24 protein-coding genes and 3 pseudogenes are annotated in these 23,671 nt (G+C 64.5%); 16 read left to right on the plus strand and 11 right to left on the minus strand.

The features are described 5' to 3' along the window. Positions 1-33: 33 nt before the first annotated feature. Complete coding sequence (locus QFZ36_RS01870; protein WP_373427008.1) at positions 34-723, minus strand: TetR/AcrR family transcriptional regulator; 690 nt, start codon at positions 721-723, stop codon at positions 34-36. A gap of 61 nt (positions 724-784) precedes the next feature. On the opposite strand from QFZ36_RS01870, the gene QFZ36_RS01875 reads away from it, so the two are divergent. From QFZ36_RS01875 to QFZ36_RS01885, 3 genes are read left to right on the plus strand one after another with little or no spacing between them, the layout of a single operon-like run. Continuing rightward, positions 785-2,146 (plus strand): acetyl-CoA C-acetyltransferase, encoded by a 1,362-nt coding sequence (locus tag QFZ36_RS01875; protein WP_306633472.1) that lies wholly within the window; start codon positions 785-787, stop codon positions 2,144-2,146. An 8-nt stretch (positions 2,147-2,154) separates the two neighbouring features. Then, a complete protein-coding gene (locus QFZ36_RS01880) occupies positions 2,155-3,495 on the plus strand; it encodes a 3-oxoacyl-ACP reductase (protein WP_306633474.1) in 1,341 nt (446 codons plus the stop codon). Beyond that, positions 3,492-4,403, plus strand: coding sequence for a MaoC family dehydratase (locus QFZ36_RS01885; protein ID WP_306633476.1), 912 nt, complete (start codon positions 3,492-3,494; stop codon positions 4,401-4,403). The genes QFZ36_RS01880 and QFZ36_RS01885 overlap by 4 nt, the downstream gene beginning before the upstream one ends. A gap of 9 nt (positions 4,404-4,412) precedes the next feature. Here the strand turns inward: QFZ36_RS01885 and QFZ36_RS01890 are convergent, their stop codons facing one another. The 4 genes and pseudogenes from QFZ36_RS01890 to QFZ36_RS01905 all read right to left on the minus strand — a co-directional run bounded on the left by QFZ36_RS01890 (position 4,413) and on the right by QFZ36_RS01905 (position 8,610). Next, positions 4,413-5,546, minus strand: a complete 1,134-nt coding sequence (locus QFZ36_RS01890) for an FUSC family protein (protein ID WP_306633478.1) — start codon at positions 5,544-5,546, stop codon at positions 4,413-4,415. 82 nt (positions 5,547-5,628) lie between these two features. Beyond that, entirely contained in the window at positions 5,629-6,738 is a 1,110-nt protein-coding gene (locus QFZ36_RS01895) for a serine hydrolase domain-containing protein (protein WP_306633479.1), read from the minus strand. Positions 6,739-6,769: 31 nt separating this feature from the next. Continuing rightward, positions 6,770-7,860: pseudogene (locus tag QFZ36_RS01900) on the minus strand (glutathione S-transferase family protein). Positions 7,861-7,878: 18 nt separating this feature from the next. Continuing rightward, entirely contained in the window at positions 7,879-8,610 is a 732-nt protein-coding gene (locus QFZ36_RS01905; RefSeq protein ID WP_306633483.1) for a M50 family metallopeptidase, read from the minus strand. Between the two features lie 126 nt (positions 8,611-8,736). Between QFZ36_RS01905 and QFZ36_RS01910 the strand changes: the two genes are divergently transcribed. Continuing rightward, entirely contained in the window at positions 8,737-9,201 is a 465-nt protein-coding gene (locus tag QFZ36_RS01910) for a GatB/YqeY domain-containing protein (RefSeq protein WP_306633484.1), read from the plus strand. An 86-nt stretch (positions 9,202-9,287) separates the two neighbouring features. On the opposite strand, the gene QFZ36_RS01915 is transcribed toward QFZ36_RS01910, so the two are convergent. Continuing rightward, the gene (locus QFZ36_RS01915) at positions 9,288-9,590 is read right to left on the minus strand and encodes a DUF4193 domain-containing protein (protein WP_009358564.1); all 303 of its coding nucleotides are present in this window, start codon (positions 9,588-9,590) and stop codon (positions 9,288-9,290) included. A 209-nt stretch (positions 9,591-9,799) separates the two neighbouring features. Here QFZ36_RS01915 and QFZ36_RS01920 point away from each other — a divergent pair, with 209 nt between their 5' ends. The 3 genes from QFZ36_RS01920 to QFZ36_RS01930 all read left to right on the plus strand — a co-directional run bounded on the left by QFZ36_RS01920 (position 9,800) and on the right by QFZ36_RS01930 (position 12,185). After that, positions 9,800-10,942, plus strand: coding sequence for a glycosyltransferase family 9 protein (locus QFZ36_RS01920; RefSeq protein WP_306633486.1), 1,143 nt, complete (start codon positions 9,800-9,802; stop codon positions 10,940-10,942). Further along, the gene (locus QFZ36_RS01925; protein ID WP_306633487.1) at positions 10,939-11,910 is read left to right on the plus strand and encodes a glycosyltransferase family 9 protein; all 972 of its coding nucleotides are present in this window, start codon (positions 10,939-10,941) and stop codon (positions 11,908-11,910) included. Before QFZ36_RS01920 ends, QFZ36_RS01925 begins: the two co-directional genes overlap by 4 nt. Positions 11,911-11,972: 62 nt before the next feature. Then, positions 11,973-12,185 (plus strand): hypothetical protein, encoded by a 213-nt coding sequence (locus tag QFZ36_RS01930; RefSeq protein WP_306633489.1) that lies wholly within the window; start codon positions 11,973-11,975, stop codon positions 12,183-12,185. Between the two features lie 33 nt (positions 12,186-12,218). Here QFZ36_RS01930 and QFZ36_RS01935 read toward each other — a convergent pair whose 3' ends face one another. Further along, entirely contained in the window at positions 12,219-12,911 is a 693-nt protein-coding gene (locus QFZ36_RS01935) for an SGNH/GDSL hydrolase family protein (protein ID WP_306633490.1), read from the minus strand. Positions 12,912-13,106: 195 nt separating this feature from the next. Between QFZ36_RS01935 and QFZ36_RS01940 the strand changes: the two genes are divergently transcribed. Next, a complete protein-coding gene (locus QFZ36_RS01940) occupies positions 13,107-14,450 on the plus strand; it encodes a glutamyl-tRNA reductase (RefSeq protein ID WP_306633493.1) in 1,344 nt (447 codons plus the stop codon). 90 nt (positions 14,451-14,540) lie between these two features. Here QFZ36_RS01940 and QFZ36_RS01945 read toward each other — a convergent pair whose 3' ends face one another. Beyond that, a complete protein-coding gene (locus QFZ36_RS01945; protein WP_306633494.1) occupies positions 14,541-16,343 on the minus strand; it encodes an SARP family transcriptional regulator in 1,803 nt (600 codons plus the stop codon). A 115-nt stretch (positions 16,344-16,458) separates the two neighbouring features. On the opposite strand from QFZ36_RS01945, the gene QFZ36_RS01950 reads away from it, so the two are divergent. The 8 genes and pseudogenes from QFZ36_RS01950 (at position 16,459) to QFZ36_RS20970 (ending at position 20,888) form a co-directional block, all read left to right on the plus strand. After that, the gene (locus tag QFZ36_RS01950) at positions 16,459-16,620 is read left to right on the plus strand and encodes a hypothetical protein (protein ID WP_306633495.1); all 162 of its coding nucleotides are present in this window, start codon (positions 16,459-16,461) and stop codon (positions 16,618-16,620) included. Positions 16,621-16,776: 156 nt separating this feature from the next. Further along, positions 16,777-17,043, plus strand: coding sequence for a hypothetical protein (locus tag QFZ36_RS01955; RefSeq protein ID WP_306633496.1), 267 nt, complete (start codon positions 16,777-16,779; stop codon positions 17,041-17,043). 265 nt (positions 17,044-17,308) lie between these two features. Further along, positions 17,309-17,527, plus strand: a complete 219-nt coding sequence (locus tag QFZ36_RS01960; RefSeq protein WP_306633498.1) for a hypothetical protein — start codon at positions 17,309-17,311, stop codon at positions 17,525-17,527. A 76-nt stretch (positions 17,528-17,603) separates the two neighbouring features. Then, the gene (locus QFZ36_RS01965; RefSeq protein ID WP_306633500.1) at positions 17,604-17,762 is read left to right on the plus strand and encodes a hypothetical protein; all 159 of its coding nucleotides are present in this window, start codon (positions 17,604-17,606) and stop codon (positions 17,760-17,762) included. 372 nt (positions 17,763-18,134) lie between these two features. Next, positions 18,135-18,431, plus strand: a pseudogene (locus QFZ36_RS01970) (DUF4193 family protein). Then, the gene (locus tag QFZ36_RS01975) at positions 18,388-18,765 is read left to right on the plus strand and encodes a hypothetical protein (RefSeq protein WP_306639296.1); all 378 of its coding nucleotides are present in this window, start codon (positions 18,388-18,390) and stop codon (positions 18,763-18,765) included. Before QFZ36_RS01970 ends, QFZ36_RS01975 begins: the two are co-directional and overlap by 44 nt. A gap of 596 nt (positions 18,766-19,361) precedes the next feature. Beyond that, a complete protein-coding gene (locus QFZ36_RS01980) occupies positions 19,362-19,877 on the plus strand; it encodes a hypothetical protein (protein WP_306633501.1) in 516 nt (171 codons plus the stop codon). Positions 19,878-20,591: 714 nt separating this feature from the next. Next, positions 20,592-20,888: a DUF7793 family protein gene (locus QFZ36_RS20970; RefSeq protein WP_444964484.1), complete on the plus strand. Its 297-nt coding sequence runs from the start codon at positions 20,592-20,594 to the stop codon at positions 20,886-20,888. Between the two features lie 153 nt (positions 20,889-21,041). Here QFZ36_RS20970 and QFZ36_RS20895 read toward each other — a convergent pair whose 3' ends face one another. From QFZ36_RS20895 to QFZ36_RS20905, 3 genes and pseudogenes are all read right to left on the minus strand, one after another. Beyond that, positions 21,042-21,863, minus strand: coding sequence for a penicillin-binding transpeptidase domain-containing protein (locus tag QFZ36_RS20895; RefSeq protein ID WP_373427065.1), 822 nt, complete (start codon positions 21,861-21,863; stop codon positions 21,042-21,044). Further along, entirely contained in the window at positions 21,793-22,230 is a 438-nt protein-coding gene (locus QFZ36_RS20900) for a penicillin-binding transpeptidase domain-containing protein (protein WP_373427066.1), read from the minus strand. Before QFZ36_RS20900 ends, QFZ36_RS20895 begins: the two co-directional genes overlap by 71 nt. After that, positions 22,212-22,745: pseudogene (locus QFZ36_RS20905) on the minus strand (peptidoglycan D,D-transpeptidase FtsI family protein); the annotation flags it as partial. The pseudogene QFZ36_RS20905 and the gene QFZ36_RS20900, both read right to left, overlap by 19 nt. Positions 22,746-23,671: the final 926 nt, after the last annotated feature.

The raw sequence follows: 23,671 nt of genomic DNA on the forward strand, positions 1-23,671 counted from the left end.
GGGGCAATAACCGGGGGGGTGGCAGTGGATTCGTTATGTCCGCGTGGACGGGGACAGTTCAGGGGCAATGCCGACGCAGAGCCAGTCTGTAATCTGCCGCGCCATCACTTCCTGCCCGGGCTTGGCGGGGGAGGCCGGAGTGCTGAGCCACTGCTCGCCCGCGTTCCGCACCATGCCAATGGCGGCTTTGGGCCAGTAGCCAATAACCGCTTCCTTGCCGTCGCCCAGGTGGGAGCGCATGGGTGTGGCGATCATTTCGGCGATGGCTTCAAAGAAGTGTCCCAGCGCGGCGGACCCTGCATCGGTGTCTTGGGCGGCGTCCGTGTCGGCGGCGTGGCGGGTCACAAAGGTGTAGACATTGGGACTTGTGCTGGCCATCTGGAGGTAGGCGGTAACCATGGCCAGCAGTCCTTCCCGGGGTGTGTCGGCGCTCTGCGCGGCCTCCCGGATCCGGTGCTGCATCTGGCTGAGGACAACCTCGCCCACCGCCTGCTGGAGTCCTGCCTTGTCACCGAAGTAGCGGTAGAACACGGACTTGGACGTACCTGCGGCGGTCGCAATGTCCTCCATCGATGCGTCGCTGCCCAGTGCGTGCACGGCCCGGCGGGCTGCCTTGATCAGTTCCCGGCGCCGCTCCTCCCGGTGGCTCTGCCAGCGTGACGAGCGGCCGTCGGCGCCGGCGGCATCGGACACAGGGGAGGAACCGGTTTGCTGGATGTTCACGATACCCAGCGTATCAGGTACGCTGGGTATCGGTAACCGTACGCGACCCGAGGAGATACCCATGTCCATTGACGGACAGACCACCACCGGACCCGAGTCCGGCACTCCCGCCGCAGCTTCCGCCCCTGGGCTCCGCAGGGCAGTCATCGTTGGCGGTAACAGGATCCCGTTCGCCCGGGCCGGCGGTGCGTACGCCAAGTCTTCGAACCAGGACATGCTGACGGCGGCTCTGGACGGGCTGATCGCCCGCTTTGGCCTGCAGGACGAGCTGATCGGGGAAGTGGCCGCGGGCGCCGTGCTGAAGCACTCCCGGGACTTCAACCTCACCCGCGAAGCAGTCCTGGGCTCAGCCTTGTCACCCGAAACACCCGCGTATGACCTCCAGCAGGCCTGCGCAACGGGGCTTGAGACCGTCGTGGGCCTGTCCAACAAGATCAAGCTGGGCCAGATCGACTCGGGAATCGCGGGCGGTGTCGACTCCGCCTCCGACGCACCCGTGGTGGTCAGCGAAGGGCTCCGCGAAGTCATCCTGGACCTCAACCGGGCCCGGAGCCTTCCCCAGCGGCTGCAGATCCTCAGCCGCCTGCGGCCCAAAGACCTGGCCCCGCTGGCTCCCGGAACCTCCGAGCCCCGCACAGGTCTTTCCATGGGGGAGCACCAGGCGCTCACCACCTCCCAGTGGAAGGTCTCCCGCGAGGCGCAGGATGAACTGGCGCTCAACAGCCACCGGAACCTCGCAGCGGCCTACGACGCCGGGTTCTTCGATGACCTCACCACTCCGTACCGGGGCCTGACCCGGGATGGGAACCTGCGTGCGGACACGTCACTGGACAAGCTCGCAGGGCTGAAACCTGTCTTCGGGAAGAACCTTGGCGCCAATGCCACCATGACGGCCGGCAACTCCACTCCGCTGACCGACGGCGCCTCCACCGTCCTGCTCGCCTCGGAAGAGTGGGCCGACGCCCGGGACCTGCCCAAACTGGCAGCCGTGGTGGATGCCGAAGCTGCCGCCGTGGACTTTGTGCACGGCAAGGACGGCCTGCTGATGGCACCGGTCTTCGCCGTCCCCAGGCTGCTCGCCCGGCAGGGGCTCACCCTGGCGGACATTGACTTCTTCGAGATCCATGAAGCCTTCGCGTCCACCGTCCTGTGCATGCTCGCCGCATGGGAGGACGAAGACTTCGGGCGGACACGGCTGGGCCTGGAAGGCGCTTTCGGAACCATTGACCGGTCCAGGTTGAACGTCAACGGGTCTTCCCTCGCTGCCGGCCATCCCTTCGCCGCGACCGGCGGCCGGATCGTCGCTTCGCTTGCCAAGGCCCTGCACGCCAAGGCCAGCTCGGAAGGCCGTCCCGCACGGGGGCTGGTCTCGGTCTGTGCGGCCGGCGGACTCGGCGTCGCGGCGATTCTGGAATCACTGTAGGGGCTCCGATGACTGACAAGTACGCACAACTCGTCAACCACGGCCTGGGCAGGAACGTAGCCAAGAAGCTGGGGCTGCCCCAGCCTGCCGTTCTCCGCCGGTACCAGCCCGGCCAGCCGCTGGTCACCGGCCCCATTGTGGTCCAGGGAGACACGCCCGGCGCTGACAGCCTGGCCGCCGAACTGCTCTCCTGGGACCTCGACGTCAGGAGGCACGCCGTTCCAAGGGAGAAGCTCGGCGCCATCATCCTGGTGCTGGACGACGTGGCACGCCCTGAAGACCTGGCGAAGCCCATTCTGACGGCCGCGGCTTCCCTTCGGGACCTCGGCCCGGGAGGCCGGATCATCACCGTCTCCCGGCCGGCCTCTGGCGCTTCCTCACCGGCCCAGGCAGCGGCCCGGCAGGGGGTGGACGGGTTCCTGCGCTCCCTGGCCAAGGAACTGCGTGCCGGTGCCACCGGCAACGGCGTGCTCCTGGGACCGGAAGTGGGGCCAACCAGCCCCAGTACGTTAGGGGCAGTCCGGTTCTTCCTTTCCGGCCGGTCCGCCTTTGTGGACGGACAGTTCGTGACGGTATCGACGACGGCGGGGGAACTTCCGGAGGACGCCGCGGAACCGCTGGCTGGACGGGTCGCCGTTGTCACCGGAGCAGCGAGGGGTATTGGTGCTGCCATCGCCCGGACCCTGCACCGCGACGGCGCCACACTGGTGCTGGTGGATATCCCGGCGGCCGGCGACCACCTCGCCGAGGTGGCCAACCAGGTCAAAGGCACTGCCCTCCAGCTGGACATCAGCAGAGAGGACGCCGGGCAGCGGATCCTCGAGCACGCGGCGCAGCGGCACGGGCGCCTCGACATCATGGTCCACAATGCCGGAATTACCAGGGACAAACTCCTGGCCAACATGGACCAGTCCCGCTGGAGTTCCGTCATCGATATCAACATTGCCGCGCAGCTCCGGATCAACGAGGCCCTGCTCGGGTCCGAACACTTCCGCGCGTCTCCACGGATAGTCTCCGTGGCGTCCACCAGTGGCATTGCCGGAAACCGCGGCCAGACAAACTACGCGGCCTCCAAGGGAGGCGTGATGGGAATGGTCCGGGCCACGGCCCCGCTCATTGCTGCCCACGGAGGAACGGTCAACGCCGTGGCCCCGGGCTTCATCGAAACCGAAATGACGGCGCGGATACCTTTTGCCCTGCGGGAGGTGGGCCGCCGCCTGAACTCGCTGCAGCAGGGCGGGCAGCCAACCGACGTCGCGGAAACAATCGCTTTCCTCGCCAGTAACGCCGCCGGCGGTATCAACGGCGAGGTGCTGCGGGTCTGCGGACAGAACTTGGTGGGGGCATGACGCCCGCGCAGCCGGTCATCCTCGGCGAGATGCCGTCGCTTTCGAAGCTGTACGTCAATGCGGCAGCCCAGGCGGCGCGGCGGCGGCTGCTGGGGACCCATGACGGTACCGCCTTGCCGGCTGAGAGCCATGAGGTCCGCGGGGTCACTGTGGACGTGGGGAACCTGACTGCCTACCAGCACCTCATTGGTGAAACCGCCAGTGACGTCCTGCCGGCGGGCTTCATCCACGCGCTCGCGTTCCCCCTCGCCATGAGCGTGATGAACAGGGACGACTTTCCACTTCCGCTGCTCGGTATGATCCATCTCCGGAACAGTGTGGAACAACGGTCTCCGGTGCTTTTCACGGACGCCCTGGACGTCACGGCCCATGTGGAAAACCTGCGCGGCCACCGTGCCGGTACCCAGGTGGACGTGGTCAGCGAAGTACGCCGGGCCGGGCTGGCGGACACCTGCTGGCGAGGTGTCTCCACCTATCTCGCCAAGGGTGTTTTCCTGCCGGGAATCGACAAGCCCTCGCCCGCGCCCGTGCGTGCCGACTTCAAGGCTCCCGATCCCACAGCACAGTGGCAGCTTGGGGTTGATACTGGCAGGGCGTACGCGGCTGTGTCCGGTGACTTCAACCCCATCCACCTCAGCGTGCTTTCAGCGAAAGCGTTGGGGATGCGGCGCTCAATCGCCCACGGAATGTACCTGGCTTCCCGGGCGCTCGCAGATGTCGGTGCAGTCCGCGGTGATTCCTTCACCTGGGATGTCGACTTTGAGGCGCCGGTGTTCCTGCCCTGCCGGGTTGCCTTGGATATCAGCAGCGCCGAGGGAACGTCCGGGGCGTGGGAGCGTTCGGACTTCGCAGCGTGGAACCCCCGTTCGGGCCGCCGGCATTTCAGCGGCTCGGTTGCCGTGCTCTAGGTTTTCGCTTCACGACGCCGAGGCCTCAGTTCCGGGGCGGACGGAACGCAGGATCCGGTGCAGGCTGAGGAGGATCGATTCGGAGGCAGGGACGGCGCCCTGGTCCAGCTCCCGCCCGGCGGTGGCGGCCATGCAGGCTTCCACCGCCGCGTGGGCCGCCTTGAAGCGTTCCGCCTGCTGTTGCGGGTCGTCAGTGCTGAAGGAGCCCAGCAGTTCACCGGTTGCCGTGATGGCGTCGGCGAGGGGAACGTTGTCCTGCAGCGGGACGGTGTACGGCACGTCGCTTTCCCAGATCACGTCAGTGAGCACGTCCGTCATGTCCTGGACGTGGAACGTGACCCGTTCAAGCTGGCGAAGGTTGCGGTAGTCGAGGTCAATGTCACGGGGGTGGAGCCGGCGCCGGGGGTTGGCCCTCCGGCTGGCGTCGGCTTCCTTGACGAGGTGCCGGACCGACCGGGTGGCCGTGGCCAGCTCGTCGGAGCGGTGGGACCATTCTTCGTGCTCGGGCGGCCACTCTTCCTTCAGTGCGGTACCCATGTCCGTCATCTGCCGGCCCAAAGCGAGGCGGAGGTCATCCAGGCTCGCCGCTGCTGCCTGCAGGTGGAGCGGGGGGAAGACCAGGAAGTTGACGCCGATGCCCACAGCGACGCCCGCACCCATCTGCACCAGGTAGCCGAAGGAAAAGTCATCAGCGTTGCTTCCGCCCACCAGCAGGACCAGCAGGGCCGCCGTCGGAATCCAATCACTGCCTGAACCGAGGCCCGGCAAGCCGCCGAGCAGCACTCCTATCCCCATAAAAATCGCCACCGTCAAGGGTGACGGGTCCGCGATGTTCACCAGGACCACGGCGAGCCCGATGCCCACGGCCAGTCCGGTGAGGGCCTGCAGGCCCTGCCGAACGGAGCCAGCAACGTTGTGGTACATCGCCACCAAGGCCCCCAGGGGCGCGTAGTAGGCGTAGTGCGACGCGCTGCCGGGCATCAGCGGGGCGATGAAAAATGCCACGCCCGCTGCCAGTGCCGCTTTCGACGCCAACTGCAGTCGCTGTGCAGCGAACGCCGCGGACAGTCCTTCTACTGCCTGCTTGAGGAATTGGGTTCCCCTGGCCCATCGGATGGTGGGACGTGCTCGAGAATTGCCCATCCGCCCCACACTAGGGCGCCTTGTCCCGCAACCACAAAGGCGCAGGTCAAGGCCGCGAGCAAACCTGCCGGAGCCGGTCCATTCAGGCCAAGGCGGCTGCCGAACGGCGCACGGCAGCAGCCAGCCGGTGCGCCCTTCCGGGCGTCCGCCCGTCCTCTGCACGCCGGGGAATGTAACCAAAGCCGAGGCCGTAGGCGGGATCGGCAAACCCGAGGGCGGCGTTGGCGCCTTCGTGGCCGAAGGCACGGTGGCTGCCGAAGTTCCGGGACGGGTGCGGCTTCATAAACACCACCGCGAAGGCGTTGTCCAGCCCGGATGAACGGTCCAGGCCCCATACCTGTTCCTGGGACATAAGCTCCAGCGTCTGCGGATTGAGGAAGGCCGGCGCACTGTCGGTCCCCGTAGTGGCGGCTGCATAGAGGCGCGCCAGTCCCTCCGCGGACCCAACGCCGCCGGCCGCCGACATCCCTGCACGGCGGACGCTGCGGATATTGGGCAGTCCCATGATGGTGCTGACGGGCGCGTTGCTGTTCAGACCCTCCAGGCTGAGGGGATCCACCCAGGGTCCTTGCGGATCGTCGGTGTAGAGGACGTCCCGGTAGCGGGGCTCCAGCTCTGCGGGCAGACCGAGGAAAAAGTCGATGCCCAGCGCCGTCCGGATCCGCCGGTCGTAGATGCTTTGCAGCGATTCTCCGGCCGTCCGGCGGCACAATTCCTCCATGATGATCCCGATGGTTAGGGCGTGATAGCCAAATTGCCGCCCGGGCTGCCAGGAGGGCCGCGCCGCTGCCAGCCGGGCAGCAGCGTCCGCAGTGGTGAACTCCTTCAGCGCGAAACCGCCCTCCACTCCCATGAGTCCCGCCTGGTGGGACAAAGCCTCCCGGACCAGAAGCCGGTCCTTGCCGTGGACTGCAAACTCCGGCCAGTACTTGGCCACGGGGGCGTCGAGGTCAAGCAGGCCGCCCTGGACCAGCAGTGCGATCACCATGGCCGCCACGCCTTTGGAGCAGGAGTAGGCGCCCGTGATGGTGTCCGCATCCATATCCGGTCCGCCGGCGAGCCGCACAACCTGCGCCCCGTTCCGGAAAGCGGCCAGCTGTGCACTGTACTGCGGGTCCTCGGCCAGGAACGATTCGAACAAGTCCAGTACATTTTCGAAACCGGGCGCTACGAAGCCTTGAGAAGTCTGCATCCCGCCAGTCTAGGCGAGCAAGCGCTTTCCGTCAGGAAATCGCTCCGTGGCCTGGGCAACTTCTTCACCAGGCTTGACCGGCCCCGGCGCTGTTCCATCGCCGAACGGCTGTCCGCCCAGGGACTCGCGGTCATGGGGCTCAAGCCACCCGCGCAGGTCGGGACCGGCGGGAACGATCCCGGTGGGATTGATGTCCTCGTGCACGATGTAGTAGTGCTGCTTGATCTGCACAAAGTCGGTGGTGTCCCCGAATCCCGGGGTCTGGAAGAGGTCGCGGGCGTACCCCCAGAGCGCCGGCATTTCGCTGAGTTTCTGGCGGTTGCATTTGAAGTGGCCATGGTAGACGGCGTCGAACCGGGCCAGGGTGGTGAACAGCCGGACGTCCGCTTCGGTGATGGTGCCGCCCACCAGGAAGCGCTGCCGGGACAGGCGGTCTTCCAGCCAGTCCAGGGCTGTCCAGAGCCGTTCGTAGGCTGAATCGTAGGCTTCCTGCGAGCCGGCGAAGCCGCAGCGGTAGACGCCGTTGTTGACCTCGGTAAACACCCGCTTGTTGACCTGGTCGATCTCTTCCCGAAGATGCTCAGGGTAGAGCTGAGGGGCACCGGGCCGGTGGAACTGGCTCCACTCGGTGGAGAAGTCGAGCGTGATCTGCGGAAAGTTGTTGGTCACCACTTCACCAGTGGCCACGTCGACAATCGCCGGGACAGTGATGCCCCGCGGGTAGCCCGGGAACCGCTTGAAGTAGGCCTGCTGGAGGCGTTCGATGCCCAGGACGGGATCCACTCCACCGGGATCCAGGTCAAAAGTCCAGGACCGGGCGTCGTGGGTAGGGCCGGGTTGACCCAGGGAAATAGCGTCCTCCAGCCCCAGGAGGCGGCGGACAATCACCGTTCTGTTGGCCCAGGGGCAGGCTCTTGCAGCGATGAGGCGGTAACGCCCCGCCTCGGCCGGCCAACCGGGTTCCCCGTTCGGGCCAGGCCTGCCGTCCGCCGTGATCCGGTCCTCGATGTAGTTGGTGTCCCGGTTGAACTCCGCTCCGCCCGTAACGTAGGCGCCCCGGGTAGTGTGTTCGAAGGATTTGCCGCTATCCGTCTGCTGCGTGCTTTCAGTTTCCTGGCTCATTAATCCAGCCTATGCGCCTTACCGCAGGATTGTTGAGATTGGCTGCCAGGCCACCAGCCAGGACCCCGCCACAAGGACGGTAAACAGGAGGATCCAGATCCCGGAAGGGACCGCCGTTGCCCGGAACAGCAAGTAGGCATCGGACGTGGCCAGCCTGTCCCTCCTGCGCAGATGGACGTGGGTGAGCTTGATCAGGTCCCGCACCGCGCCCACCAGCAGTACCAGGCCCAGCATGACCGCGGTGTGGCCCGCGAAGCCGGCAGGAACCAGGAAAATCAACGCGACGCAGCCCAGCATCGCTCCGATGGTGATGAGGAAACCTGCCGCGTTCCGGAGGAACACCAGCGTGGCGGCCAGGGCAACGGCACTGGCAGCAATTGCGGCGGGCCCCCATCCGTTGAAGCCGCACCAGACAAAAGCTGTACCCACCATGGCAGGTACGGGGTAGCCCCAGAAGCAGGACCAGACGGTGGCAAGCTTGCTCCGGCTGAAGGTGGTGGTGGTGCCGGAATGGTCAAACCTCAGCCGGATTCCGGAGAGCCGCTGTCCGCTCGTCACAGCGGCGAAGGCGTGTCCCAGTTCGTGGGTGGCCGTGGCCAGCAGGCCCACGTACCTCCAGGACCGGCGGGGGATGGACAGTGCAGTGGCTATGGAAACCACCAGCAGCAGCTCCGTGGCGGTGATAGCCGGGATATCTGTACGGCCGAACGCGTTGATGAAGGTAGTCCAGTGGTCGGCGGGAAGGCTCACGGGGTCCGGTCCGGGGACGGGTGGTCTTTTTCGGGCATAAGCCCCTACGGTACTAGGGATACCTGGGCGTGGCCGCAATGCCCAGGCGCCGCCCGCGAACAAGGGCCAACAGGAACAGAGGAAAACGTGTCAACACTTAAAGAACGGCTGCAGGCCGATGTGGTCACGCACATGAAGGAGCGCAACAAGACGGCGCTCACCACGGTGCGGAACGTCCTGGGCGAAATTGAGACCCGTGAGAAATCGGGTAAAACCCCGGTGCAGCTTGATGACCTGCAGGTGACGTCCCTGCTCCAGAAGGAAGCTGCGAAGCGCCGCGAAACGGCGGGAATCTATACGGAAGCGGGCCAGCCGGACCGTGCGGCCGCCGAAATCGCGGAGGCCGAAGTCATAGAGTCCTACCTGCCCAAACCGCTGTCGCAGGCGGAAGTCGAGGCAATCGTGGATGAGGTCATTGCCGGTCTGCGCGCCGCGGGCCGTGAACTCACACCCCGGCAGATGGGCGAAGTCATGAAGCCCGTGACGGCGGAGGTGGCGGGGCGCTTCGACGGAAAGGAAGTCAGCCAGATCGTGCGGCAGAAGCTCGCTTAAAAGCCGAGAGGCACGTCTCCCAATGGGACGTGCCTCTTGCTCAGTTGAGGGAAATGGCGGTTTCCGCCCTCCACATGACTGCCTGATCAGCCCTCGCACTCGGTGCAGTAGCTGTGGCCGTCCTTCTGGCGCGCAATCTGCGAGCGGTGGCGGACCAGGAAGCAGGAGTAGCAGGTGAATTCGTCATCGGCCTGCGGAATGACCTGCACCACGAGCTCCTCGGCGACGAATTCGCCGCCAGGTACGCCCGCTCCGTCCAGGCCGTCAGCTTCATCCAGCTCGAGCACAACGCTGCGTGCGTCAGGAGCATTTGCTGACTGAAGCTGCTCGAGTGAGTTGTCCTGCGATTCCTTGACGTCGGAACGCAGTTCATCGTAATCGGTTGCCAATTTAGGTGCTTCTCTTTTCTTTGGTTCGTCTGTCGCGTATGAAACGTACAGCATCATGGGGGTATTCCCCAATAGCCGGAGTATATTGACCGCCGTCTGGGTACAGGTTCAGAGGAAGGCCGCCACAGCGTTCGTGATGCTGTTGCGGCTGCACGGGCAGGGGGGCCGCAGCAAAAGGGGCGGCCCCGGCTTTAGTCGAAGGGGTATGTGTGGAGCAGCTGACTGCAGAATTCGGTGGTGCCGGACGGGCCGGCATGGGCGTTGGTCCCGTCCTGGAAAAGTTCGAGGCAGTGGACAGGATCGCGGTCCTGCGCGGCGGCGGGCTGGGTGATCTGATTTTTGCCGTCCCTGCCATGGCTGCGCTGAAAGCGGCCTATCCGGGGGCTTCCATAACGCTTCTTGGCACTCCGGCCCATAAGGCACTGATCGCTGCTACGAAGAGCCCGGTGGACGAAGTATGTGTCCTGCCCTTTTCCGAAGGCGTCCGGCCCGGGGAGGAAGACGAGGACGAGCTGGACCGGTTCTTCCAGGAGATGCGTGACCGGCGCTTTGATCTGGCGGTCCAGCTTCACGGCGGGGGACGGTACTCGAATCCTTTCCTGCTCCGGCTGGGCGCCCGGCATACGGTGGGAACCCGCACGCCGGATGCAGCGAGCCTGGAACGGACGGTTCCCTACCTCTATTACCAGCACGAACCCCTGAGGGCTTTGGAAGTGGCCGGTTTCGCCGGGGCGTTCCCGGTTGATCTTGAGGCCCGGCTCGCTCCGGCCCAGGGCTTGCCCACTCTTTCCGGCACGGCCGACGACGGCGCGCAGCCTTTGGTGGTGATGCATCCGGGGGCAACGGATCCCCGCCGTCGCTGGCCCGTTGAGCGGTTCGCCGAGCTGGCCGCTGCCTGCGCGGCGGATGGGTTCCGGGTGGTTGTTGCTGGCGATAAGAGTGAGCAGGAACTTGCCGCGCGCGTTGTGGAACTGGCCGCTTCGGGACCGGTCCGCTCTGTGGCGGGAGAACTGGACATGGCGGGTCTGGTGTCGCTGTTGGGCAGCGCGGCGGTGGTGGTTGGAAACGACAGCGGCCCGCGGCACCTGGCCCAGGCCCTTGGGGTCCCGACCGTGGGGATTTTCTGGGCGGGCAATATCATCAATGCCGGCGCGCTCGGCAGGAGTCTTCACCGCATCCATGCCTCCTGGGTCACCGCCTGCCCCACGTGCGGGATTGATGTCACCCAGGTGGGCTGGACGGCACCGCGCTGCCCCCATAACGATTCCGTGGTGGCGGGAGTTGCCGTACGGGATGTGCATGACGACGTCCGCAGCCTGGCGGCGACTGACGCGGGCGGGCAGCGCCTGTGAGCATTCCGGGAACTGCCGCTGCCCTGAAGGCTGAAGATGTCCATGATGGGAAACCCGAGCTCCTGGTCCTTCGGGCGCTCAAGCTCGGTGACCTGCTCGTCGCGGTTCCAGCACTGAAGGCCCTCCGCCGGACATTCCCCGGGCACAGGCTGCGGTACGCGGCCCAGGGATGGTTGTCTGACGCGCTGGGCCTCGTGGGCGGGTATGAGCTTTTCCCCACCCACGGGCTCGATGAGCCTTTGGCCATCGAGCCCGGCGTGGTGGACGTGGCCGTGAACCTGCACGGCAGCGGGCCGGAGAGCCAGGGCCGGATCGAGGCGTTGCAGGCCAGGCAGACAATAGGGCACCGGAGCCAGTACCGGGACGGGCCGCCCTGGCGCGCGGAACTGCATGAACGGGAACGCTGGGTCCGGCTCCTGGAATGGCATGGCATCGAGGCCGACCCCCTGGATATCCGGCTGAATACACCCCACGTGCCAAGCCCTGTTCCCGGTGCCACGGTTTTGCATGTGGGAGCCGCCTACGGCAGCCGCCTCTGGCCGGCCGAGCGCTTCGCGGCAGTTGCCTCCACGCTTGCCTCCGCCGGGCACGACGTGGTCTTCACCGGTGGCAGCGGGGAACGGGAACGTGCCCTGGATGTCTGCCGCCGCTCGGGATTTTCCGAGGATATGGTGCTGGCAGGGCGGCTGGGACTGGCCGAATTCGCAGCCGCCATCGCAGCAGCGCGGCTGGTGATCTCGGCGGATACGGGAGCGGCCCACCTGGCCTCTGCGTATGGAACGCCCTCAGTGGTGCTGTTTGGTCCGGCTCCGCCCGAAATTTGGGGTCCGCCCCCGGGTCCGCACGTGGTCCTGACCCGGGCTGAGTTGAGGCGCGGTGACACCTTCGCTGAGCAGCCCGACCCCGCTTTGCTGGCAGTCTCGGTGCAGGACGTCCTGGCGGCGGTGCGGGAGCTGGGAGTGTTGTAGAGCGGGCAAGGTTGGTCAGTCCAGGGCTCTCGCTTACGGCTCCAAAGTCCTAAAATAGAGCCATGGGCATTGAGTTGGAGATTGCCTTGGTGTTGACGATGGCGTTCCTCTGGGTTGCGGGCACCTTCGCGATTCTGTCCGGAATTGACCGGGCGGAGCGGAAGGCCCGGCGCCAGGAGCAGCGGGCCATGCGGGCTGATCATCGGCGGGTCCAGTACCGCCCCGTGGCCGCTGGCTCCCGGCTGGCAGGATCCCGCAGGCATCCGCGGACGTGAAGCTGCGCCCGCACTGAAGGCAGCAACGGCCTGTTAGCCCGCCAGATCCGGCGGGGTAGCAGGTTCATTCCTTGCCGCGCCGGCAACAACAATGGAATGAGGGCCGGGCGCGGCTGTTCCCAGCAGCGTGGCAATGGCCTGCGCAATCTTCCGTCCGCCTTGAATGGACGGCTCGATAGGGTTGGCGTAGTCCCCATCCTCGCTGCACACGAGCCGCAGATCGACCAGCGCTACTCCGCGGGAAAATGCGGCCCTCGTGATGACGTCGTTGAACAGGGACAGTGCTGCCTTGATGACCGGCTGGTTCGGCCCTGACGGGGGAGTGTCGTAGACAGTGCAGACCCCCACCGGCAGTCCCCCTGCCAGGACAGCGGAAAGCATGGCCCGGTAGTCGGCGTCGAATCTGTCCCTCGCCCCGCCAAGCATAAGCAGCGCCCCGCCCACTGTTGAAGGTTGCTCCTGCAGCAGTGGCGAATGGCCAAGCGCGTCGTTTCCGCCCGCGCTCACCACCAGGTGGGTCGCATCCGCGGGGAGGCGGTCAAGTTGGCGGACGACACCGGTAATGATGTCGCCGTCGATCGCCAAGAGGGTGCATTTCCAGCCCGGCAGTTCCTGCCGCAGTTGGCTGATGACGTCCGGTCCGCCGCCAACATACGCGCCGTTGTCGAAGATGGAATCACCCAACAGAACCACGTGGCCAAGGCTGGCTGCCGGAAATGCTTCCATCCTGAAATACTGCACCATTACGGCGACTGGGGACAGAGCCCGGGGAGCCAGGGTGCGTTCCTGGAGTAGATGGCTTCAAGTGCGCTGTCCAACAACATCGGTGACTAAGAATTCCCCAAGGTCTCTGTATAACGCTGATCCAGCAGATGGTGCGTCCATTCGGTCATCAGTTTGATCTCCCGGGAAGGAACAGCAGTGACAGCTACGCTTGATGCGGCGGGTTCGGGATGTCCGGGTCCTGTTGAGCCTCCCGTTCTGTTGGTACTCGTTTCGAGGTACAGGTATCTCGACGCCGATTCCATCGCCCGGCTGCAATCGGCAGCCCCACTCATCATGCAGGACTTACCGGGCCGCAGCAGGGCTGTATCAGGCTGCGTGGTTCTATCCACATGTAACCGGTTCGAGATTTACTGTGAAATTGCGCCCGCACCTGAAGCCGGTAAGGCATGCGCAGATGCGCTGGAAGCCGTGAGCTCCTGCTCCCGCCTACCGCTGGCAACCCTGCGGGCACTGTTCGAATGCCGTATCGGGCCGGCAGTGGCAGAACATCTTTTTGGCGTTGCATGCGGGCTGGATTCGCTGGTCATAGGCGAACGTGAAATCGCCGGCCAAATCCGCCGTGCGTTGGCTGCAGCCCAAGCTGCAGGAACGGCCACCGGACTCCTGATCCGACTACTTCAAGGGGCTTTGCGCACTGCGAAGGACGTCGGAACACGGGCGCGCCTTGGGGGTGCCGGCACGTCAGTGGCTTCCGTGGCGATTAATCTGGCCGTCTCCCGGTTGAGCCCGTTGATGCTCTCGGATCTGTCCGTGGTCGTCATTGGCAGCGGGTCTTACGCTGCGTGCATTATGAGCCTGCTAGCGAGGGGAAAGTGTTCAAATGTCACCGTCTTCTCCCGCTCAGGCAGGACGGCCGCATTCGCCGCTGCCCATGCGGTGGCAGCGGTAACGGAAGCGGAGCTGCAGGCAGCCATCGGCCGGGCGAACGTTGTTATTGGCTGTAGCGGCAACGGATCCCGCATCGGCACCTCGGTGATGGCACGGCAGCAGAAGGACCCCAAGCCTCTCGTGGCCTTGGATCTTGCTCCCAACCGCGACTTCGATCCCGACGTTGGTGAGTTAGCCGGCGTTGACTTGATCACTCTTGAAGCGGTGCGCCGGGCCGCCCCGCAGACGGACTCAGCACAAATCCAGCTGGCCCGAATGTTGATCCGGGATTCAGCCTGCCGCTTTTACGAACAAGAATCCCTCCGCACTATCGATGCTGCGATTATTGCCCTGCGCCACCACCTTCATCAGGCGCTTGAGCGGGAAATGGAAAACGTCAGAAAGCGAAACGGAGCGAGCACGTCGGCGGAGGAAACTGCCAGGGTCCTGCGGCGTTTTGTCCGTCAGGTGCTGCACACGCCCTCGGTACGTGCAAGAGAACTGGCTGCTGCGGGCCGGCGTGACGAGTATATGGCCGCGCTGGAGGCACTCTTTGGCATCAGCGTCCACCTCGCCCAGCCCGCCGGTGTCCCAAATGCCCTTGAGCAGTAGGGACATTCTTGATCAGCAGGGACACTAAAGAGGTTTGATGCGGTCATCTTCGTCGGGTTCGCTGACGGGACATCTGAAGAGGAAGCCGGTTCAGCCGCCGTGCCGCCTCGCCAGGAACGCGGCCAGCGCCGGGTTATCGATTTCATGGGCCAGCCACGGAACTGCCTGAGCTGCCGCCTCGTCGCCAAGCACAGCCCTGTGGGACTGCCCCCGCACCACGAATTCCCGCATCCCGCTCCGGCTCGCCAGTTCAGCCAGACGCTCCACGAATGCCGACGCACGTGGCGACCTGCTGGCAATGGAAACTTCCGCCGCCGTATCCAGCAGGCGGGCCGAATACCAGAGGTACCACGGCCTGGGTTCCAGGCCCCGGTCTATCCAGTGCTCGGCAGCGGCGAGGTCGCCGTGCGCCACGAACAACCGCGCTTCCGCACCGGCTGCCAAGGCCATGTAGCAGTGGTCGCCGGCCAGTTCTGCCATCACCCATGACCTGTCGATCAGGGCGGCTGCTTCCTCCAGCTGCCCGGCGGCCAGGTACGTTTCTCCCCGCACCCCGGCGACAAACGGCTCGAACGCGGTCCAGTGTTCCTCCGCAATCCAGACCTGTGCCCGGTCCAGGGATTCGGCCGCCTGCTCCAGTTCCCCGCGGAGCAGCCGGACCCTGCCGAGCAGCGCCTCGCTGAACGCCTGCTGGCGGCGGTTCCCGGCGACCCTGGCCAGTCTTCCGGACTCCGTCAGAGCCCTCACGGCGCCCTCGTACCGGGCAGTGTCCGAGGCCAGCATGCCTTGGATAGCCAGGATTCTGGCCTGTTCGTCGGGGAATCTATCCGCCGCCGTCATCGCCCGGTCCAGCCAGCCGGCAGCCCGGTCCGGTACGCCCCGCTGCACGGACAGGTAGCCCAGCTCGCGGTAGGCTGCAGCGGCAGTCCGGGAGGCGCCGTCGGGCCCTTCCGCCTGCAGGGCACGGTGCAGGAGGTCCGCCACCTCAGCGCCGCGGCCGCCTGCCTGGTGGATCAGCGCTCCGGAGAGCGTCACCAGGGACTCGGCGAGCAAATGTTCATTTCCGGTGCGCTGGGCGAGCACCACCGCGAGCCGCAGCTGGTCCAGCCCCCGGTCTACCGCCCCTGCCCACAGAGATGACCCGCCGGCGTCGAGATACGACCGTACTGTCCCCACAGTGGCCGGCATTCCGGGATCCGCTTCCGGAGCCGCAGCGGACAGTGCCCGCCGGACTTCCGCAGGCAGCGGCAGGCCCAGCTCCTGCCGGTAGAGGTCCCCGCATTTCGTGACGTGCTGGCGGGCGCGGCGATGTTCGCCCAGGGCCACAAAAGCTTTGACCAGGACTGCGTTGCAGTCTGCGTGGAAGGGATCCCGGTCAAGGGCCAGGGCTGCCAGTTCCGCCGCCACATCGGGAGTACCCGCAGCCAGGGCCGCCAGCGCGGCCTCGTAGAGCAGGGACTGGACCATGTTGTCGAAGCGGTACCGCTGGTCCGCCAGCCAGGAATCGAAGACGGGGCAGTCCACGAAGGACAGCCCCTGCAGCAACTGGCCGGTGAAGCTTCGGGGGTCCAGGCCAGGGTTGGCGGCCGAGTCCATCACTTCCAGTGCATCGCAGCGCCAGGGGGATTGCAGTACAAGCCGCAGGGGATCACCCGCCAATGTCACGCCGTCGAGGGTCCGCCGCAGTTCGGACAGGTTCCAGCGCAGGGCACCAAGCGGGTCCGCGGCGTCCGGGAAGAGCAGCGACGCTGTGCGGGACCGGCCGGTGCCGCCGGCCTGCAGCGCAAGATAGGCAAGCACCGCCCAGGCCTTGCGGCCTCTGGGCTGCAGGGGAGCTGCGCCGGGGGACTCGATCACGGGCGGACCGAGGAGCCGAATCCAATTCTCGGCCATAGGCCCCATGCTACTGCCACCCGTCCCGGGCGTCTTCGCCTTCACACGCTTGCTCACACGCCCGCCGCACACACTGGCATCACCACATCCGCCCACACTCATACGAGGTGCAAACATGGAACTGTTCGGCTTACTGCTATTTGGACTCTGGGTTCTTATTGCCACTGTCTGCGCCGTGCTGGCCGACGGCCGGGGCCACACGCCCGACGTCCGCTCCACAGCGCCGTGGTCGGCCGGGAACCTTCCCAGCGAGCCTTACGCGTCGCTCCGTATGTAGGTCCTCTGGTCCAGCCAACAAGAAGTACGACGGCGGGAGGCCGGCTGATCTGCCGGCCCACCGCCGCAGTCTCCGCAAGCACGGAGACGGTGCCGGTGCTGGCGGGGAGGGGAAAAGGCGGGACACTGGAAGTCACTACTACGAAAGCGACACCTTTTGATTAAGCTGCAGCAGGACGCCGATGGTTTCATCCGGATGAACCGGCACTTCCCGGAAAGCGTCATTGTCACTGTCACCTTTGCGGACGGCGCAACCGAGGAGCTCTCAGGCCGCCGGCTCAACCGTGCGTATGATGACGCCCTGGCGGCCTACCGCGCCCGGAACCACCTTGACGCCAAGGGCTTTTCGCGATCCCCAAAGAAGAAGACGGGCTCAGGTAACAAGATCGATTTTGTGCCCGTCCACCCGGGCATGGGTGACTGACTGCAGGGAAGGGTGGGTCACCAGACAGCTGACGCCGGCTGGCGCGGGTTCCCCGGGGCATCGCCAATATCAAGGGGGCCGATGCCGGCAGATGGGGTAGCAAACACCCTTATGGTGGCGCGGACCCGGGGGTAGTTTGGGCAACAGCGGGAGCCAGCCTTGAGGCGGCTTGGCCGCATCGCAGGGTCAGTTGGGAACCCGGTTCACTACCCGCCCGCAACCATCGGCGGTCCTGCTTTCCCGTGTCCTATTCAGGAGACAAAAAATGTTTAAGCGCGTTGCAGCGATCCTTGCTGCTGTTTTCGCGGCGCTTTTCCTCTTTGGAGGACCCAGTGGACAAGCAACACCAGGTGCCCCTGATGAGAACGTCCCGACCACCTATGTCGACTGCCCGCTCGAACGGATCGGCAGCCAGCTCGTGCGCTGTGACAACCTCACGGGGGCCGGAGTGGAAGCACCGTTCTGGATTCCTGAGCAGAAATAGGCCGTAAGTATCCCCGCCCCTGGCTGGAAGGCCATCCTTGAGGTCCTGGGGCGCTGCGGTTCAGATCGGAGTTGGCATGATCCAGGCTCTGCTGTGCAAATTGAATATCCGCCACGAATGGCACGTTGAACATGCCGACGACGGAAGCCTCTACAAGCGATGTCGGCGCTGCGGCAAGGATGGCGACAGCGGTGATGGCGCCACCAACGCTTGGGCGCTGCAGAAGTGGTGGTAAACCCTCCGCCTTGGCAGCGCCCAAGTAGACAGTCTGTGAAAACGGGGTTAGCGGGTTAGCGGCCTGCCAACGTTGATTACATCGTCTGGCAGTGTTTGCGCGCGATACTCGATGGCCCTGCTCGGTGAGACATGCAGGCATCTCAGTCTTAGGTTGTGTGTGTGTGTGGTAACCACCAACCTGAGAGGTCTTCACGCATTCACGATGCAAGCCACGTCCTGACTCAGGACACCTCCTCCGCCAAAGGTAGAGCCTCATTAGCAAGAAGTAACCAGAGCTGTCAGCCCAACCTGTCGGATGACTAGGGAATTTTGCGGCGGCAGGTATGTTGCAGTCGCCGACAATCCTGCAAGAGAAATGAGATGCACTTCCGTGGCAACCGGTTACTACGAACTGCGCACTGCCGTCAGTGAATCCCGTGACAGCTCCCTGGAAGCCCCGAAGTCCGCCAAAGCTCCGGACACCAGGTCCATTGTTCTGGAACTCGACGAGGCAACGTCTTTGACGGACTGCCCCCGGCGGCGAGTTCATCGCCGAAGAGCTCGTCGTCCAGGTCATCCCAGGCCGACGACGAATTCACCTGCTATTCCTGCTTCCTGGGTACGGCACCGCCCCCAGAAGGCGCATGACAAAAACGGCCATGCCTACTGCGTCGGCTGTGAAGGCTGAGCGGTTCCGGCCGGCGGTCCCGGAGCATGTCTGGGACCGCATCCGGGAAGAGTTCATCCTGCCGACGGCAGCAGACCTGGAGACCCACTTCCAGTCCCTCGGCGACCCCGAGGCCATGCGTCGCGCTGTCCGGGTGTTCATCGACGAGGAAGTGTTCTGCCCGGGCTTTCAGCTCAAGAACGGGCTCCTTCGTGAGCCGGTACTGAGGATCTTTGAGCACGCCATGACATTAAGGATCCCGCGCAACGGCGTCGCCGCCTGGATGGTCAGACCGCTGCCAGTTGCCGCCGACGCACGTCGGGTCGACATGCTGGACGACATATGGCCGCTCTAGGCCGCCCTCACCGGCTTTGCCGAGCGGTACCGCCCGCTCGAAAATTGCCGCTAACCCTTGGATGCTCGGTCCCGCGACAGCAAGCAGTTGCACAGGATAAACCGGTGTCCGACGAACCCGCACAGTACCGCTTTCTGACTCCACGCAGGCGGCCAAAGAGCTGAAACTTAAACCAAACCAGATCTACGTGCACAATAAGACAGGGAGATTCGGGCTCTTCAGATCTGCCGCCGCGGCATGTGGCGTATCGGCCGGCAGGACCTTGAGGACTACCTCGCCGAGGCATATCGGCATAGCGCCGAGCGCATCGCCGCTGGCGAGTTTAATGATGACGCTGAGTCTGTGTAGCCAACAGTGGGGACTAACAAGACCGATATATCTTCTGCCTTAACCACGTGACCGGATCAGGTTTACGCCCGGGCAACAATTGAGCACGAAGAGAACTACCAGTTGTCGAATTTGAGAATTTCATCATTGACAATGACTTCTGAACCAATTTAACGTTGTGACTCCGCGGCGAATGGTCTCCTCCGGGTTGGTAAAACTGGCGCGCCATTAATCTGGAAGTGCGCTTCCCGAGCTCAGGAGATACTGCAATGAAGCGATTCTCACCCCCCGCTATGGCTGCCGTGGCCACTCTGTCACTGGCCCTCATTTCCCTGCCAGCAGCAAATGCAGCCCCACCTAAGGGTCCAGATGATTTGCATTTCGACTTGGAGGCAGGCGTTGGCTGCGATTTCCACCTGTTGGTAGACGGCACCGGCTCGAAGGTCAAACGCCATAAATTTACGGACAGGAATGGCAACCCGGTCCGGGTAATTGAAGCCGGAAAGGGATACACGCTGGTTTACACAAATGCCGATACAGGTGAGTCCATTACTTTCACCTCAAACGGCTCGGTTTCCAACACGGTTATCGATCCGAAGACAGGAATACAAACCGTCTCGATAACGGGCCATACGGGGCTGATCCTCTTCCCATCTGACATCCCGGAGGGCCCCTCAACGACTCAGTACATCGGAAAGGTGGTCTACACGGTAGATACCGCAGGGGTTTTCGAAGTTCAAAGCGAAGCGGGGCAATCGTTCGACGTCTGCGCGGCTTTGAGCTAAGAGCGCCCGACAGTGCGCCGGTCGCTCTTCAAGGCGCGGCCGGCGCAAACCAGTACTCATGAGATCGGTCCAACTCTTGTTCCCCTCGCACTACTTTCTGTTTAGGTGATGACATCGCTGAGGCAGAGCGCACTGCAGAAGGCATCGCGGCGAGCGAGCTCCATAACGATGACGAGTCGGCGGAGTAGGCGGCGTCCCGCGGTCGACGGCTGCTCCCGCCAGCCCGGGATGGCATCGAGGTCACTGCGTAAGCGGGGGAGAGAACGTCCTCAGCTGCCTCCTTGCCTCGGCGGGCCAGCCATCCCGCCAGGGTCGACTCACGGGCGGAACGCCCGCTGACAGGCAGCCGGACCTCTGCCTCACGGAACGCCAGAATGTCGCCCAGGTTTCGCTGGCCCGGCGCCCTCAGCCGCGGCGCAGCCGGTGACAGTCCCCTCTGATGCTCGGCTTTCAGGTCTGGGTCCTGCCTGGCGGCGATGGGCAGGTGGTACCGGACCACAGACTCCGCAACGCCCGCACCTGCCGCGATCTTCGGCGCAGGGGTTTGGTTCCGGTACATCACAATTCGAAGCAGGTGGCATGGCATGTGGGGTTTGCAGTGACACAGACAGCGTCGGGGAAGTTGGGCCAGCTGAGGACGAGCAGACTTTGCACGTCGCCATTACCTAGGTTCGGCCCGGAATCCTCCGGATAGTTCTCCTGCCTCACTCACGAATCACCCCCGCCCATGGGGCTTTAGCGAGCGCCCGGTTGCTGGCCTGCGGGGACGGCAAGCCAGTGGGCGTTCTCCTGGAAATTACGGGCGTTAAATCTGTCAGCAAGGAAGCGGTCGCGGTCTGCAGTGAGGCGTCCACCGTCGCTGCCTTTGCCCTTCTCGGCCGTTTGCCGGTGGACAAGGTCATCGCTCATGGGCTCCGTGGACTCGCTTGGCCTGATTGCCCGGTCAGGTATTTTGTGGACGAGCAGGAAGCCCTTACCTGGCTAGCTACTTCAGCCGGCAATAGAACCTGAAGGCGCCGGAAAGGCGCGCCCCGTTCGCTGAGCGCGCCCTTCGATTCTCACGTTCGCAACCGTTCGCATTCGGCCGCATCCATCATAAGCATGCTTATGATGGGGATTTCAAGTCAGTCGTGCGCACAGCTGCTGCCGTAGTCCAAGCAACGCTCAGTATTCCTGGGGCAGGCTGACCGACGGAGTCCTGGAGGGCTCGACATTGAACCTGGTCAGGGCCCTGCCCATGATGTTGTTGAATACCGGGGCGGTCGAGATCCCGTAGATGTTCCCTTGCGGCCTCTGGACATTGACCATGACGACGTACTCGGGGTCATCCATCGGGGCCATACCGACAAACGATGCCGTGTACCCGTCCAAGCCGATCCCGTCGTCGGCGACCGCTTCGGCCGTGCCCGTTTTCCCGCCGACCCTGTAGCCGGGGACCTTGATGTCTTTCGCGCCGCCAGCGGTGACGACGCTTTCGAGGATGTCGCGGGTCTGGCGTGCCGTGGATTCACTGACGGCCCGCGTACCGGGCTCGGTCTGGACCGGGTGCTCCGCACCGTCAGGGTCGATGTAGGACTCGATCAGCTGTGGCTTGAGCAGCACCCCGTCGTTAGCGATCGCTTGGAAGGCCATGGTGGTCTGCAGCGGTGTCTGGGAGACTCCCTGGCCGAAGAGCACCGCGAATTCCTGCCGGCCGTCCCATTTGTCAGGGGGTGCGAGCAGCCCGGAGGATTCACCCGGAAGCGGGATACCGGTCTCCCGCCGACGCCGAATTTCTTCAGATAGTCGTAGCGCTGCTGTCTGGTCAGCTCCTGGCCAACGATCACAGTGCCGGTGTTCATCGATGAGCCGATGACCCCGGCGAAGGTGCGGTGTTCGGTGCCGTGCTCGAACGAGTCCTTGAAGAACTGCCCGTTCACGTGTAGCCCGCCGGGATGACGAGGTGCGACTCCGGCGAAATGATGCCTTCTTCGATGGCGGCGGCAGCGGTGACCGCCTTGTCCGTAGATCCGGGTTCCAGGGCGGCCTGAACGGAGCGGGCTCCCCGGTCAGCAACGGCTGTGGCTCCGGGTCGTTGGGGTCGACCGAGCCTGTCTCGGCCATCGCACGAACCTTGCCCGTTTCTGCTTCGACGACGATGATGTTCGCCCAGTCGGCGTTGAGTTTCGCGACCTGCGTCTCGATGGCCTGCTGGGCCGCGTACTGCAGGTCGGTGTCGATTGTCAGCTTCACGGATTGGCCGTTGGTCGCCGGCGAGACCTTCAAAGGCGCTGTCGGGATGATAATGCCGTCCGCACCGATCTGGTACATTCTCTCGCCATCCTTGCCTTCGAGCCTGCCGTTGAGGGTCAATTCGAGGCCCGCGGCTCCGCCAGTGTCATTGGTGTACCCGACGATGCTGCCGGCCACCGCCCCCTGGGGGTAGCCCCGCTTCTTGACCGGGCGGGACTCCACGCCCGGGACCCGCAACTTCATGATCTCGTGCTCCAAGCCGGGATCGACGGCCTTGGCCAGGTAGGTGAAAAGCCCCTCGCCGGTCAGCAGCTCGCGGACGGCCGGCTCCGGTTGGTCCAGGAGGTCGTCCAACTCCTGGAGTCCCTGGTCCCGGGACACCTCAATGACGGAGCCGTCGTTGGTGAGGCGCCGGAACGTCTCCTTGGATGTGTTGACGTTCGGGGCCCCGACGATGTCATATCGGACGATGCTTTGGGCCAGGACCGTTCCGTTCATATCCAGGATCGCTCCGCGCTCGGAGGGAAGGACCGAAGCCTGCGTCCGCAGGTCGGCCGCCTTGGAGGCAAAGCTTTCCGGGTCAAAGCCCTGGACCACAACGACACGGGCGGCTACCACCACGAGCAACGCCACCATGAAGCAGAATCCGAGCCGGACACGCCTGGTCGCACGATGGGATTCGACCGGCGACCCGGCCGCGTAATTGGAAACGCCTGACTTCTGCACCCGACTACGCTAGTGGCCCGCTTCTGCTGGTCCACGCCGTCACCCGGACCCAAGGCACCAATGTGAGACATCACACTCTCTTTGCGCGGGGAATGGACAACGGGTGTGAATCGCAGCGGTAAGTGGCGTTGTTTTCGTAGCGCTATAAGGCACGCTTGGTGCCGTTCAGCTGCTGCAGCATGACCTCCCCGCACTGTCAGAAGGTCGGGCGGTCTGCTCCGTCCGTCCAATGTCTTTTAATGCCAGGGATTCGAGACGCAACCGCGAAAAACCCTGCGCTTCTCCACCGGGCGAGATTGCGTAGTAGACAGCGGCATCATCGATTGACCCGTAAACCACACTTTTTTCGGCGGCTAGAGACAGGATAGCTGCTTGGGCGAGCACCTCCCCGGTGCTTGGACGCACGACGACGATGTCCCCGGTGTATTCGCCCCTTTGGACCCAAGAGACCAGGACATGGCTGGGGTTACGGACCATGTCCCGGATGTCCCGAAACTCACCCCATTGGCGGCGTGCGCGGGTTTCTTTGGGTTCCGGCCAGCCGAGCCGCCTGATGCTGTTTTCCCAGTCTGCCTAAACAAGCCTCGATGTCGCGGCATCCACATAGACCACACCAGTGGAAGTCGTTGTGAATGACGCCACGCGAGCCGGTGCCCATCTGTTGTCCCCGACATATACGTTTCCCGCATCGGTGTAGAACAGGGCATCAGGGCCCCAGCCTTCGCGTGGGGCAACAGATAATTCAGATTTCGTAGTCGAAGGCACCGGAAAGGCCGAACCGGGAAGCGGTCGCTCCCCATCCGGCTCCTCATAGGTGCAGCCGCCGACCCAAAACG

Source organism: Pseudarthrobacter siccitolerans (assembly GCF_030823375.1).
Classification (GTDB): Bacteria; Actinomycetota; Actinomycetes; order Actinomycetales; family Micrococcaceae; genus Arthrobacter; species Arthrobacter siccitolerans_A.